Source organism: Streptomyces ambofaciens ATCC 23877, assembly GCF_001267885.1.
Classification (GTDB): domain Bacteria; phylum Actinomycetota; class Actinomycetes; order Streptomycetales; family Streptomycetaceae; genus Streptomyces; species Streptomyces ambofaciens.
Genome location: NZ_CP012382.1, coordinates 3,353,823 through 3,367,029 on the forward strand (window position 1 = coordinate 3,353,823; position 13,207 = coordinate 3,367,029).

The 13,207-nt window shown below is 72.5% G+C and carries 8 protein-coding genes; 4 read left to right on the top strand and 4 right to left on the bottom strand.

All coding sequences use genetic code 11. From position 1 onward, the window contains the following. Positions 1 to 19: 19 nt before the first annotated feature. Complete coding sequence (locus SAM23877_RS14875) at positions 20 to 214, top strand: antitoxin (RefSeq protein WP_053132351.1); 195 nt, start codon at positions 20 to 22, stop codon at positions 212 to 214. A gap of 274 nt (positions 215 to 488) precedes the next feature. Here SAM23877_RS14875 and mfd read toward each other — a convergent pair whose 3' ends face one another. The 3 genes from mfd to SAM23877_RS14890 all read right to left on the bottom strand — a co-directional run bounded on the left by mfd (position 489) and on the right by SAM23877_RS14890 (position 7,752). After that, positions 489 to 4,022, bottom strand: a complete 3,534-nt coding sequence (gene mfd, locus SAM23877_RS14880) for a transcription-repair coupling factor (protein WP_053132354.1) — start codon at positions 4,020 to 4,022, stop codon at positions 489 to 491. A gap of 380 nt (positions 4,023 to 4,402) precedes the next feature. Further along, on the bottom strand, positions 4,403 to 6,967 hold the full coding sequence (locus SAM23877_RS14885; RefSeq protein ID WP_053132357.1) for an ABC transporter permease: 2,565 nt from the start codon (positions 6,965 to 6,967) through the stop codon (positions 4,403 to 4,405). Continuing rightward, positions 6,964 to 7,752, bottom strand: coding sequence for an ABC transporter ATP-binding protein (locus tag SAM23877_RS14890; RefSeq protein WP_053132360.1), 789 nt, complete (start codon positions 7,750 to 7,752; stop codon positions 6,964 to 6,966). The genes SAM23877_RS14885 and SAM23877_RS14890 overlap by 4 nt, the downstream gene beginning before the upstream one ends. 474 nt (positions 7,753 to 8,226) lie before the next feature. On the opposite strand from SAM23877_RS14890, the gene SAM23877_RS14895 reads away from it, so the two are divergent. The 3 genes from SAM23877_RS14895 to SAM23877_RS14905 all read left to right on the top strand — a co-directional run bounded on the left by SAM23877_RS14895 (position 8,227) and on the right by SAM23877_RS14905 (position 12,119). After that, entirely contained in the window at positions 8,227 to 9,810 is a 1,584-nt protein-coding gene (locus SAM23877_RS14895; protein WP_425314757.1) for an MFS transporter, read from the top strand. A 201-nt stretch (positions 9,811 to 10,011) separates the two neighbouring features. Next, on the top strand, positions 10,012 to 10,512 hold the full coding sequence (locus tag SAM23877_RS14900) for a DUF485 domain-containing protein (RefSeq protein WP_053132363.1): 501 nt from the start codon (positions 10,012 to 10,014) through the stop codon (positions 10,510 to 10,512). Then, complete coding sequence (locus tag SAM23877_RS14905) at positions 10,509 to 12,119, top strand: sodium/solute symporter (protein WP_053132368.1); 1,611 nt, start codon at positions 10,509 to 10,511, stop codon at positions 12,117 to 12,119. The genes SAM23877_RS14900 and SAM23877_RS14905 overlap by 4 nt, the downstream gene beginning before the upstream one ends. 41 nt (positions 12,120 to 12,160) lie before the next feature. Here SAM23877_RS14905 and SAM23877_RS14910 read toward each other — a convergent pair whose 3' ends face one another. Beyond that, positions 12,161 to 13,051, bottom strand: a complete 891-nt coding sequence (locus tag SAM23877_RS14910) for a coiled-coil domain-containing protein (RefSeq protein WP_053132371.1) — start codon at positions 13,049 to 13,051, stop codon at positions 12,161 to 12,163. Positions 13,052 to 13,207: the final 156 nt, after the last annotated feature.

Sequence of the window (13,207 nt, forward strand, 5' to 3'; positions counted from 1 at the left end):
GTCCCGGAAGGAGCTCTGCATGGGCATCCTCGACAAGATGAAGAGCATGGCCGGCAAGGACAAGGACAGGTCCAGGAAGATGTCCGACGCCGCCGAGCAACAGGTCAACCAGAGGACCGGTGGCAAGCACGCGAAGAAGGTCGACTCCGCGCAGCAGCAGGCCGAGGGCAAGCTCGGCTTCGGGCGCGAGCGGGGCGGCCCCGATCAGCGGTAGAGCACTCCCGCGCCGCGAACACACCGAAGCCGTCCACGGGCCTGTCCCCGTGGACGGCTTCGAGCGCGCGGGAACGGCTTCGAGCGCGCGGACGCCTCCGCGCACGTGAACGGCTCCACGCGCGGACGGCCGCCCCGCCCGCGGACGGGTGCCCGGCGGACGGACGGCTCATCCGCCCGCGGACGGTGCCCGGCGGACGGACGGCTCGTCCGGCGGCGGACGGTGTCCGGCGGGCGGGTGGTGTTCCGGCGGGTGGGCGGGCTCCGGCGGGTGACTACGACCCGAGGATCGAGGTCAGGAACTCCCCCACCCAGCCCAGCAGCTCACGCCCGACCAGCGGCTTGCCGCCCACCTTCGCGGTCTTCGGGCGCGGTACGAGGACCTGGTGGGCGCCCGCCTTGATGACACTCCCGGGGTAGAGCCGCTTGAGCCTCAGCTCCTGCGACTCGCGCAGCTCCACCGGCGCGAACCGGATGTTGTTGCCCTGGAGCACGATCTCACCGACGGCGCACGCCCGCGCGAGCATGCGCAGCCCCGCCACCAGGAGCAGGTTCTCCACCGGCTCCGGCAGCTTGCCGTAGCGGTCGACGAGTTCCTCGCGTACGGCCTTGACGTCCTCCTCGCTGTTGGCGGAGGCGATGGACCGGTACGCCTGGAGCCGCAGCCGCTCGCCGGGGGCGTAGTCGTGCGGGACGTGGGCGTCGACGGGCAGCTCGATCTTGACCTCGAGCGGCGGCTCCTCCTCGACCCCGCCCTCCAGGGAGGCGCGGTAGTCGGCGACGGCCTCGCCGACCATCCGCACGTACAGGTCGAAGCCGACGCCCGCGATGTGTCCGGACTGCTCGCCGCCGAGCAGGTTGCCGGCGCCTCGGATCTCCAGGTCCTTCATCGCCACGTACATGCCCGCGCCCATCTCGGTGTGCTGGGCGATGGTGGCGAGCCGCTCGTGCGCCGTCTCGGTCAGCGGCTTCTCCGGCGGGTAGAGGAAGTAGGCGTAGCCCCGCTCGCGTCCTCGGCCGACCCGGCCGCGCAGCTGGTGGAGCTGGCTGAGACCGAAGTTGTCGCCGCGCTCGACGATGAGGGTGTTGGCGTTGGAGATGTCGATGCCGGACTCGACGATGGTCGTGGAGACCAGCACGTCGAACTTCTTCTCCCAGAAGTCGACGACGACCTGCTCCAGCGCCTGCTCGGACATCTGGCCGTGGGCGGTGGCGATGCGTGCCTCGGGCACGATCTCGCGCAGCTTGGCCGCCGCGCGGTCGATGGACTCGACGCGGTTGTGGATGTAGAAGACCTGCCCCTCGCGCAGCAGCTCGCGGCGGATGGCGGCGCCGATCTGCCGGTGCTCGTAGGGACCGACGAAGGTCAGCACCGGGTGGCGCTCCTCCGGCGGGGTGGTGATCGTCGACATCTCGCGGATACCGGTGACCGCCATCTCCAGGGTGCGCGGGATGGGGGTGGCGGACATGGTGAGCACGTCGACGTTGGCGCGGAGCTTCTTCAGCTGCTCCTTGTGCTCGACGCCGAAGCGCTGCTCCTCGTCGACGATGACCAGGCCCAGGTCCTTGAACTTCGTCTCCGAGGAGAAGAGCCGGTGGGTGCCGATGACGAGGTCCACCGAGCCCTCGCGGAGCCCCTCCAGCGTCGCCTTCGCCTCGGTGTCGCTCTGGAAGCGGGACAGCGCCTTCACGTTCACCGGGAACTGCGCGTACCGCTCGCTGAACGTCCCGAAGTGCTGCTGCACCAGCAGGGTGGTGGGGACGAGCACGGCCACCTGCTTGCCGTCCTGGACGGCCTTGAAGGCGGCGCGGACCGCGATCTCGGTCTTGCCGTAGCCGACGTCGCCGCAGATCAGGCGGTCCATGGGGACGGTCTTCTCCATGTCCTCCTTGACCTCGGCGATGGTGGTGAGCTGGTCCGGGGTCTCCGCGTACGGGAAGGCGTCCTCCAGCTCGCGCTGCCAGGGGGTGTCCGCGCCGAAGGCGTGCCCCGGTGCCGCCATGCGGGCGCTGTAGAGCTTGATCAGGTCGGCGGCGATCTCCTTGACCGCCTTCTTCGCGCGGGCCTTGGTCTTGGTCCAGTCGGCGCCGCCCAGACGGTGCAGGGTGGGCGCCTCGCCGCCGACGTACTTGGTGATCTGCTCCAGCTGGTCGGTGGGGATGTACAGCCGGTCGCCGGGCTGGCCGCGCTTGGCGGGGGCGTACTCCACCACCAGGTACTCGCGGGTGGCGCCCTGCACGGTGCGCTGCACCATCTCGATGTAGCGGCCCACGCCGTGCTGCTCGTGGACGATGTGGTCGCCCGTCTCCAGGGTGAGCGGGTCGATGGTCTTGCGCCGCCGGGCCGGCATCCGGGCGCCCTCGCGGCCCGCGGCCTTCTGGCCGGTCAGGTCGGTCTCGGTGAGCACGGCGAGCTTGAGCGCGCGGTCGACGAAGCCGTGGTCGACCGAGCCGCAGGAGACGTGCACGACCGAGGGGCTGAGGGTCCCGAGGTCGTTGTCGAGGCGGGCCGCGATGCCCTCGCCGCCGAGGACCTCGACGGTGCGGGCGGCCGGGCCGTGGCCCTCGGTGAGGTAGACCACGCGCCAGCCGTCGGCGACCCAGCCCTTGGTGTCGGCCAGCGCCTTCGCGGTGTCCCCGCGGTAGGTCTCGGGGGCGTGCATGCCGAGCTTGAGGGTGTCGGCGTCCTCCAGCGCGTCGTCGGCGGCGAAGGGCGAGACCGACCACCACATCATGTCCAGCTCGCGGGCCCGCTCCCGGACGTCCGCGAGGGACCACAGCGAGGCCGCGTCCACGTCGATCGGCGCCTCGCCCCCGCCCGCGGTGGCCGCCCAGGAGGCCTGGAGGAACTCCTGGCTCGTGGCCACCAGGTCGGTGGCCCGCGTGCGCACCCGCTCGGGGTCGCAGACCACGGCCATCGCGCCCTTGGGCAGCACGTCGAGCAGCAGTTCCATGTCGTCGACGAGGACCGGGGCCAGGGACTCCATGCCCTCGACCGCGATGCCCTCGGCGATCTTGCCGAGCAGTTCGCCCAGCTCGGGGTGGTCCTCGGCGAGGACGCGGGCGCGCTCGCGCACGTCGTCCGTGAGCAGCAGCTCGCGGCAGGGCGGGGCCCACAGGCCGTGCTCGGCGACCTCGAGGGAGCGCTGGTCGGCGACCTTGAAGTAGCGGATCTCCTCGACGTCGTCGCCCCAGAACTCCACGCGCAGGGGGTGTTCCTCGGTGGGCGGGAAGACGTCGAGGATGCCGCCGCGCACGGCGAACTCGCCGCGCTTCTCCACCAGCTCCACGCGCGCGTACGCGGCGGCGGCCAGAGCCTGGACGATCTCCTCCAGATCGGCGCCCTGTCCCTGGCGCAGCGCCACCGGCTCCAGGTCGCCGAGGCCCTTGACCTGCGGCTGGAGCACGGAGCGCACGGGCGCGACGACGACCGAGACCGGCCCGGTCTCGGGGTCGTCGGCGCGGGGGTGGACCAGGCGCCGCAGGACGGCCAGGCGGCGGCCGACGGTGTCGCTGCGAGGGCTGAGGCGCTCGTGCGGGAGTGTCTCCCACGAGGGGTACTCCACGACCCCCTCCGGGGGCAGCAGGGAGCGCAGGGCCGCCGCCAGGTCCTCCGCCTCGCGTCCCGTCGCCGTCACCGCCAGCACGGGGCGGCTCGTCTCGCGGGCCAGCGCGGCGACCGAGAAGGCGCGGGCGGCGGGCGGGCCGACCAGGTCGACGTGCATGCGGTTGCCGTCTGCGGCGGCCGAGATCGCTTCCGCGAGGGCGGTGTCCTTGACGACGGCGTCGAGCAGACCGTGCAGGCTCATGGAGGGGGCGCTTCCGTCCTGGGGTGTAGTCCGTGGTGTCCGGGGTGCCCGGTGCGTTCCGGCTGTTCCGGCTGTTCCGGGCTGTGCGGGCTGTTCCGGGTGGTGTCGTGGTGTCCGGGGGATCCGTCTGAAGATGTGCAACGCGAGTAACCCGGCGGGGTGAGGGCCGGGGGTCTCCAGCGTACGACGCCGGGCGGGTCGGCGCCGGAGGCTGTGGACGACGTCCGCCGCCGGGTCGTCCGGCGTGCGCGTCGCCCGCCCGGCCCCACGTCGCGTCGCCCGCCCGGCCCCACGTCGCGAAAGCGCCCGGCGCCGGAGTCCGTGAGGACTCCGGCGCCGGGCGCTCCCCCGCAACCCCCGTGTGCGGTGGTTCTCCGCGGCTACTCCGTCGCGATGGCGTTCAGGACGTTCATGCGGCCCGCGCGGAAGGCCGGGACGAGGGCCGCGAACAGGCCCACGAAGGCCGAGCCGATGAAGACGCCGATGATCGTCGGCCAGGGGATGTCGAGGACGTTCAGTCCCTCCAGGGCGAGGAGCTTCTGTGCCGTGGCGCCCCAGCCCATGCCCAGTCCCAGGCCCAGCAGGGCGCCGAAGAGGGCGATGACGACGGACTCCATGCGGATCATCCGGCGCAGCTGGCGGCGGGAGAGGCCGATCGCCCGCATGAGGCCGATCTCGCGGGTCCGTTCGACCACCGACAGGGCCAGCGTGTTCACCACGCCGAGGACGGCGACGATGATCGCGAGGGCGAGCAGGCCGTAGACCATGTTCAGCAGCTGACCGACCTGGTCCTTGAGCTCCTGCTTGTAGTCGGTCTGGTCGGCCACCTGGTACTGCGGGTAGGGGTCCAGCGACTTCTTCAGCGCCGCGTACGCCTGCTCGTCCTGGCCGTCCGCGGCCTTGGCGAACATGATCGTGTTCGGCGGGACGCTGTCGGCCGGCAGGTACTTCCGCATCGTGTCGATGCTGATGTACCGCGCGCCCTGGTCGATGGCCACGTCGTCGGACGTGATCGCGGCGACCTTCAGCTCGGCGGTCTCGCCGCCCTTGAAGGCGACGGAGATCGTGTCGCCGACGTGCACGTCGTGCTCGGTCGCGTAGTCCGAGCCGACCGACATGGCGTCGGCGCCGTAGGCGGCAGAGAGCTCGCCCTCGGTCGTCGCGCGGTTCACGTCCTCGGCGTACGTCGGGTCGGCGGCCGTGACGCCCTCGTCGTCCTTCTTGCCGTCGGGCGAGGTCAGGGTGGCGTCGAGCATCTTGTAGCGGGTGACGTGGTCCAGGCCGGGCGTCTCCTGCATCGCCTTCTCGGCCTGCGGCACGATCCGCTGGCTGCCCTGGACGATGAAGTCCGCGCCGACCGTCTTGTCCAGCTCGCTCGTGGCCGAGGCGACCATGGAGGAGCCGACCACCGAGAGGCAGGCCACCAGCGCGAGGCCGATCATCAGGGCGGCGCCCGTGGCGCCGGTGCGGCGCGGGTTGCGCAGGGCGTTGCGCTCGGCCAGGCGGCCCACCGGGCCGAAGGCCCGCAGCAGCACCGCGCTGATCGCCCGGACCACGATGCCGGCCAGCAGCGGCCCGACGACGACGAAGCCGATGAGGGACAGCACGATCCCGGCGCCGAGCATCAGCGCGCCCTCGCTCGCCTCGTCGGCGGCGGCGGCCGTGAACAGGGCCGCGGCACCGGAGCCGGTGAGGACCAGGCCGATCAGGCCGCGGATCCAGCCGGCCTTGCCGTCGGCAGGTGTGCCGGCGTCGCGCAGGGCGGCCATCGGGGAGATCTTGCCGGCGCGGCGGGCGGGCAGGTAGGCGGCCAGGACGGTGACGACGATGCCGAGGACCAGTCCGACCACGGGGGTGGCCGTCTTGACGGTCAGGTCGTCGGTGGACAGGTTCATGCCCGCCGTGGACATCAGCTTCATCAGGCCGACGGCGATCCCGACACCGGCCGCGACGCCGAGGATCGAGCCGACGATGCCGAGGAGCAGCGCCTCCACCAGCACCGAGCGGTTGACCTGGCTCCGGGAGGAGCCGACGGCCCGCATGAGGCCGATCTCGCGGGTGCGCTGGGCGACCAGCATGGAGAAGGTGTTGATGATCAGGAAGATGCCGACCAGGAACGCGATCCCGGCGAAGCCGAGCATCGCGTACTTGATGACGTTCATGAACTCGCCGAGTTCCTTGCGGTTCTCGTCGGAGTTCTCCTTCGCCGTCTGCACCTTGTAGGTGCCGTCCGTGGCCCCGGCCACGTTCCGCTTGAGCTCCGCGTCGGAGACGCCGTCCGCGGCGGTGACGTTGAACTGGGTGAACCGGCCGGTGGCACCGAGCAGTTCACGCTGGGCGGTGGGCGTGTCGAAGTAGATGACGGCGGCGCCGGGGTTGGTCACCGTGAAGGAGGCGACGCCGACGATCCTCGCCTTGAAGTCACCGGTCTGCGCGATGGTGCGCAGTTCGTCGCCGAGCGCCAGGTCGTGCTTGTCGGCGGTGTCGGCGTCGACCATCACCTCGGTCGGCCCGCGGGGGGCGTGCCCGGAGGTGATCTCCATGGACCGCAGGTCGTTCCTGGTCCAGTTGCCGGCGATGGTCGGGGCTCCGCTGGTGGCGCCCACGTTGTCGTTGTCGGCGTCGACGACGGTCACGTTCATGGAGGCGACCGCGCCCTCGGCGGACTTGACGCCCTCGGCCTGGCGGACCCGCTCCAGGGCGGACGCCGGCAGCGCGTCGGGCACCCCGTTCTGCGGGGTCTCCTCGCTCTTGGCGTCCTTCGGCATGACCGTCACGTCCGACGACGTGACCGCGAAGAGCTTGTCGAAGGTGGTGTTCATGGTGTCCGTGAACACCAGGGTGCCGCACACGAACGCCACCGACAGCAGCACGGCCACCGCGGAGAGCGCCATACGGCCCTTGTGCGCGAAGAAGTTGCGCATCGAGGTCTTGACGACGGTCATGACGTGCGCCCCCGGGCGTCGAAGTCCTTCATGCGGTCGAGGACGGTCTCCGCGGTCGGCTTGTACATCTCGTCCACGATGCGGCCGTCGGCGAGGTACAGGACCCGGTCCGCGTAACTGGCGGCCACCGGGTCGTGGGTGACCATCACGATGGTCTGCCCCAGTTCGCTGACCGACCGGCGCAGGAAGCCCAGCACCTCCGCGCCGGCCCGCGAGTCGAGGTTTCCGGTCGGTTCGTCGCCGAAGATGATCTCGGGCCGCGCGGCCAGGGCCCGTGCCACCGCGACGCGTTGCTGCTGGCCGCCGGAGAGCTGGTTCGGCCGGTGCTTCAGCCGCCCGGCGAGTCCCACGGTCTCGACGACCCGGTCCAGCCACGCGCGGTCGTACTTGCGGCCGGCGATGTCCATGGGCAGCGTGATGTTCTCGATCGCGTTCAGCGTCGGGAGCAGGTTGAAGGCCTGGAAGATGAAGCCGATCCGGTCCCGGCGCAGCTGTGTGAGCTTCTTGTCCTTCAGGCCGGTGATCTCGGTCTCGTCCAGGTAGATCTTCCCGCCGCTGACGGTGTCCAGGCCGGCCAGGCAGTGCATCAGCGTCGACTTGCCGGACCCCGACGGGCCCATGATCGCGGTGAACTGGCCGCGGGCGATGTCCACGTCCACGTGGTCGAGGGCGACGACCCGGGTCTCGCCCGACCCGTAGGCCTTCACGACCTGGCGCGCTCGCGCGGCAACGGCCGTACGCCCTCCAGTGTCCCCGTGCCTGGGAATGGTTACGGCCGATGTCATGTCAGGTCTCCTATGTCGGTCATCGCCCGGGCCGCCGATGCCGGCGGTGGACGGTGAGCGGTACCGCTCTGCGTGTCGCTGGACGAGCGCTCGGGCGTGCTGCCCGGACGCTCGGACGTGGTGCCGAACGTGGTGCGTGAAGGTGGTGCGTGAGCGTGTCGCTGCTACGTCGAAGAGTCTGGCCGGAACCAGGGGTCGGGCGCGCTGAGGTACAGCGCACTCTTCTGCTGGGGAAAACCCCACCCCCGTGGGTCCGGTTGCCGCCCCCCAGCGGCGTAAAGCCAGACTAAGGACGCCACCGGGCCGTCTCGTCCTCCGTCGGTACGACCCCTCCCCGACCCCTGGTACGGAGGTACCCCTAGGGGCAGTCCACCCTTCGGTGGAGGGAGCCTCGGGGCCGGCCTCCACCCTTGGTCGCATCGAGCGTCCACCCTCCCGCCGCGTCAGGATCAAGTGGCAAGCTGATCCCGGCAGATGGATGCAGGGGGAACGCAAGGAAGGGGCACCCGGGTGGACGGCGTGGACGGCGTGGAGAGCACCAGGCCGGCGACACACGGGGCCGAGCGGGGCGCGGGCCCGGACCGGCGCGGCCCCGTCGTCGCCGCCCTGATGCTCGCGATGGCACTGGCGGCGCTCGACGCCACGATCGTCTCGACCGCCGTCCCGCAGATCGTGGGCGACCTCGGCGGCTTCTCCCTCTTCTCCTGGCTCTTCTCCGGTTACCTGCTGGCCGTCACCGTCACGCTGCCCGTCTACGGCAAGCTCTCCGACACCTTCGGCCGCAAGCCGGTCCTGGTGGCGGGGGCGGCGCTCTTCCTCCTCGGCTCCCTGCTGTGCGCGCTCGCCTGGAACATGGGCGCGCTGATCGCGTTCCGGGTCCTGCAAGGGCTGGGCGGCGGCGCCCTCCAGGGCACCGTGCAGACCCTCGCCGCCGACCTGTACCCGCTCGAGGAACGGCCGAAGATCCAGGCCAGGCTGTCCTCGGTGTGGGCGGTGTCCGCGGTCGCGGGCCCCGGGCTGGGCGGCGTGCTGGTCGCGTACGCCGACTGGCGCTGGATCTTCCTCGTCAACCTGCCCGTCGGCGCGCTCGCCCTGTGGCTGATCGTCCGTCACCTGCACGAGCCGGCGCGGGAGGGGAACGGCACCCGCCCACGGGTCGACTGGGCGGGTGCGCTGGCCGTGTTCGCCTGCGGCGGCGTGCTGCTCGCCGCCCTGGTGCAGGGCGGGGTGGCGTGGCCGTGGCTGTCGGCGCCCTCGCTCGCCCTGTTCGCCACGGGCCTCGCCCTGCTGGCGGCCGTGGTGGTGATCGAACGCCGGGCGGCCGAGCCGATCATCCCCGGCTGGGTGTGGCGCCGCCGTACGATCGCCGCGGTGAACCTGGCGCTCGGCGCGCTGGGCGTGCTGATGGTGGCGCCGGCCGTGTTCCTGCCCACCTACGCCCAGTCGGTGCTGGGGCTGGCACCCGTCGCCGCCGGTTTCGTGCTCTCCGTGTGGACGCTGAGCTGGCCGGTGTCGGCGGCCCTGAGCCAGCACGTCTACCGCAGGATCGGCTTCCGGAACACGGCGATGCTCGGCATCGGCGCCGCGTCCGCGCTCCTGTTCGCCTTCCCCTTCCTGCCCTACCCCGGCGAGGCCTGGCAGCCGGCCCTGCTGATGCTGCTGCTCGGCGCCGCGCTCGGCCTGTTCCAGCTGCCGCTCATCGTGGGGGTGCAGTCCACGGTCGGCTGGGCGGAGCGGGGTACCGCCACCGCGTCCATCCTCTTCTGCCGCCAGACCGGGCAGACGCTCGGCGCGGCGGCCTTCGGCGCGATCGCCAACGGGGTGCTGGCGGCGCGGCTGGGCGGGACGGGCGGCGGCCTCGAGGTCGGCCACCTCGAGGCCGGCGGTCTCGACTCGGTGACGAGGGAGCTGGGCGCGGGCGCCGCCGACGAGCCCGTGCGGCGGGCGATCGCCGACGCCGTGCACGCGGTGTACCTGGGCGCGGCGGGCGCGGCGGCGCTGGCCTTCCTGGTGCTGCTCGTGGTGGCGCCGCGCCGGTTCCCGGTGCTCAAGGACTGAAGGCCCGCGGGTCGCCGGCCCTCGGAAAAGCGCAGGTTAACGCGGGTAACACCGCTGGACCGGTCCGGCGGGGCATACCGACCGACCAGTTGGGCCAAAACGCAGCGCTCCACGTGACCGGCGAGTAACGTGCGTGGCCCGCCGCCCCCCACCTCCCTGCGGTCCGCCGCACCGGACCCGAGCCGCGCAAGGAGCACCGGGATGTCCTACGACCCGTCCCCGTCGTACCCGCACCGGCCCCCACCGCCGTCGCAGCAGCGCCCGCCGTACCCACCCCCGCTCCACGCCCCCGCCCCCTCCCCCCACGGCGCCCTCCCCTGGCAGCCCGCGGAGGCACCCCCCTACCCGCCCGCCGCCCCCGCCCCCACCCACCGGCGGGCGCCGCGCCGAGCCGCCCTCGGGCACCACAGTGACCTGCGGGTCCTGCGCAGCGCCTACCGGTGGCAGCGCCGCACCGCCACACTCACCGCGCTCGGCTACTTCACCCTGTTCCTGCTCCTGTCCGCCTACGCACCCGGTTTCATGACCGGGTCCCTCGTCGGCACCGTCCCCACCGGCCTGCTGCTCGCCCTGGTCCAACTGCCCGTCACCTGGCTGGCGATAGCGCTGTACGAGCACACCGCCCGCCGGCGGGTCGACCCGCTCGCGGACCGCATCCGCAAGGAGGCCGCGCTGGACGCCCGCCGGAGGGCGGCACGATGACGGAGTTCAGCGGCAACGCCCAGACCATGTCCCTGGTCGGCTTCACCACCGTCGCCACCATCACGCTGCTGCTGTGCGTGATGACCGGCCCCGACCGGGACGACCTCGACGAGTTCTACACCGGCTACGGCTCGCTGTCCCCGATGCGCAACGGCCTGGCGATCGCCGGCGACTACATCTCGGCCGCGACCGTGCTCGGCACCGGCGGCGTCATCGCCCTCTTCGGCCAGGACGGCGTCGTCCTGGCGCTCAGCACCGCCCTGTCGCTGATGCTGCTGATGTTCCTGCTGGCCGAGCCCCTGCGCAACGCGGGCCGCTTCACCATGGGCGACGCGCTCGCCCGGCGGATGCCCGGACGCGGCGTCCGCGTCGTCGCCTGCGCGGTGACCGTCGCGGCGCTGCTGCCGCTGATGCTGGTGCAGCTCGCGGGCGCCGGCCAGCTGCTCGCCTTCGTCCTCGGCTTCTCCGGCGAGTCGCTGGAGACCGGCTGCATCATCGGCCTGGGCGTGCTGATGATCAGCTACGCCGCGATCGGTGGGATGAAGGGCACCGCCCTCATCCAGATCCTCAAGATCGTGATGCTGCTCGGCTCGGGCGCCGTGGTCGCCGTGCTGATCCTGAGCCGCTTCGACTGGGACCCGGGTGCCCTGTTCGACGCGGCGGCGGACCGCAGCGGTGCGGGAGAGGCGTTCCTGCACTCCGGCCTCCAGTTCGCGGGCGGGCCGCATCCCGAGGCCGACATGATCACCTCGCACCTGACCGTCGTCCTCGGCGGCGCCTGCCTCCCCCACGTCACCATGCGCATGTACACCGCGTCCTCGGCCCGTCAGGTGCGCCGCTCGATGTCCTGGGCGGTGTCGGCCGTGGCGCTGTTCGTCCTGGTCATCACGGTCGTCGGCTTCGGCGCGGCGGCCCTGGTGGGCCGGGAGGCCGTCGCGGGCAGCGACCCGCAGGGCAACACCGCCTACCTGCTGGGCTCCCAGGCGGCGTTCGGCGCTCAGGTGTCCACGGCGGAGACGTTCCTGTTCACGACGGTCACCACGGCCGTCTTCCTCACCCTGCTCGCCTCCGTCGGCGGGATGATCCTGGCCTGCGCCAACTCCCTGGCCCACGACGTGTTCGCCGCCCGCGTGCAGGAACTGTCACCACGCCGCGAGATGGCCCTCGCCCGCGTCTCGGCCCTGGCCGTGGGCATCCCCGCGATCGTCCTCGCGACCCTCGTCCAGCACCGCAGCCTCCAGCCCCTGGTCACCCTGTCCTTCTGCCTGGGCGCCTCGGCCCTCGCCCCCGCCCTCGTCTACGGCCTCTTCTGGCGCCGCTACACCCGCGCCGGACTGCTCAGCACGCTGATCGGCGGCTCGCTGGCCGTCCTGCTGCTGATGCCGGGCACCAACCTGGTCTCCGGCTCGCCCGTCTCCGCCTTCCCCGACGCCGACTTCAACTGGTTCCCGTTCACCACGACGGGCCTGGTCACCATCCCCCTGGGCTTCGCCTTCGGCTGGCTGGGGACGGTGCTGTCGGGCCGGCGCGAGGCGGAGGAGCAACGCCGCGCCTACGAGGCCGTGGAGGGCTCGATCCTGGCGGGGGCGGTCCGCCGGGGCGAGTGACGACGAGGGCTCCCCGGCCGCGGCCCGGGAGCCCCGGCACGTCACTCCACCGCCCGTCCCGTCAGCGAACTGAGGTTGCTGCGCACGGAGGCCATGTGGGCCTGGAGTTCGTCCCAGCGCTCTCCGTGCTCGCGCAGCACCCGCTCCGTCTCGCGGGCGATCCGCTCCTGCCGCACCCGGGCCTCGGCGACCACCTCGGCCGCCCGGGCCCGGGCCTCCTCCTGCCGCCGCCCGGCGGCCTCCTCGGCGGCGGCCAGGGCCCGCCGCGCCTCGTCCACTCCCTGCTCGGCGCGGGCCACCAGCTCCGCGTGGCGGGCGTCCAGGGCCCGCACCCGCTCGTCGTGCTCGCGCTCGGCCGCGGCGCGCCGCCCGGCGTGCTCCCTGTGCTGCTCGGCCAGCATCCCGGTGGTCCGCTTGCGCATCTCCCGCAGCGCCGCCAGCGCCTCCGCCCGCCCGGACTTCACCTCGCGCCGCGCCTCGATCCGCGCCTCGTCGGCCTCCGCACGCGCCGCGAGCAGCCGCTGCCGGGCCCGCTCGTCGGCCTCGGCGCGTACGGCGTCGGCGTGCGTCCGCGCCGCCTCGCGCAGGCCGTCCGCGTGCGCCCGCGCCTCCTCCGTCAGGCGCTGAGCCGCACACCGGGCGCCCTCCCGTACGGCCTCGGCCTCCTCCTGACCGAGCAGGAACAGGCGCCGGGCCCGCTCACCGAGTGCCGCGTAGTCCTGCGAGGTGAGCTGTGCGGCCGCTTCCCGCAGCTGTGCCAGCTCCTCCCCCATCTCGCGGGCCAGCACGGTCAGCCGGGCGGCCCGCTCCCAGGCCGCGTCCCGCTCCTCGGAGAGCGCCGCGGCACACGCCTCCACCTGCTCGGGACGGTAACCGCGATCCCACCCGCGTACGGTCACGAAGTCGTGCGGAGACGCCGATGCGCTGCTCATGCTCATCACCCCTGCGGTGAACCTGCCGCACTGAATGGACTCGACCGACTTTATGGAGCGGGCGTAATCCAACATAAGGCGACACACCGCACGGAAACGGGTGGGGCCCGGCCGCCCCTCAGGACGACCGGGCCCCACCCGTCGGACACCTCAGCG

Excerpts from the sequence above, each read along its gene's own strand:
- SAM23877_RS14875 (WP_053132351.1), top strand. The coding sequence starts at position 20 with ATGGGCATCCTCGACAAGATGAAGAGCATGGCCGGCAAGGACAAGGAC.
- mfd (WP_053132354.1), bottom strand. The coding sequence starts at position 4,022 with ATGAGCCTGCACGGTCTGCTCGACGCCGTCGTCAAGGACACCGCCCTC.
- SAM23877_RS14885 (WP_053132357.1), bottom strand. The coding sequence starts at position 6,967 with ATGACCGTCGTCAAGACCTCGATGCGCAACTTCTTCGCGCACAAGGGC.
- SAM23877_RS14890 (WP_053132360.1), bottom strand. The coding sequence starts at position 7,752 with ATGACATCGGCCGTAACCATTCCCAGGCACGGGGACACTGGAGGGCGT.
- SAM23877_RS14895 (WP_425314757.1), top strand. The coding sequence starts at position 8,227 with ATGGATGCAGGGGGAACGCAAGGAAGGGGCACCCGGGTGGACGGCGTG.
- SAM23877_RS14900 (WP_053132363.1), top strand. The coding sequence starts at position 10,012 with ATGTCCTACGACCCGTCCCCGTCGTACCCGCACCGGCCCCCACCGCCG.
- SAM23877_RS14905 (WP_053132368.1), top strand. The coding sequence starts at position 10,509 with ATGACGGAGTTCAGCGGCAACGCCCAGACCATGTCCCTGGTCGGCTTC.
- SAM23877_RS14910 (WP_053132371.1), bottom strand. The coding sequence starts at position 13,051 with ATGAGCAGCGCATCGGCGTCTCCGCACGACTTCGTGACCGTACGCGGG.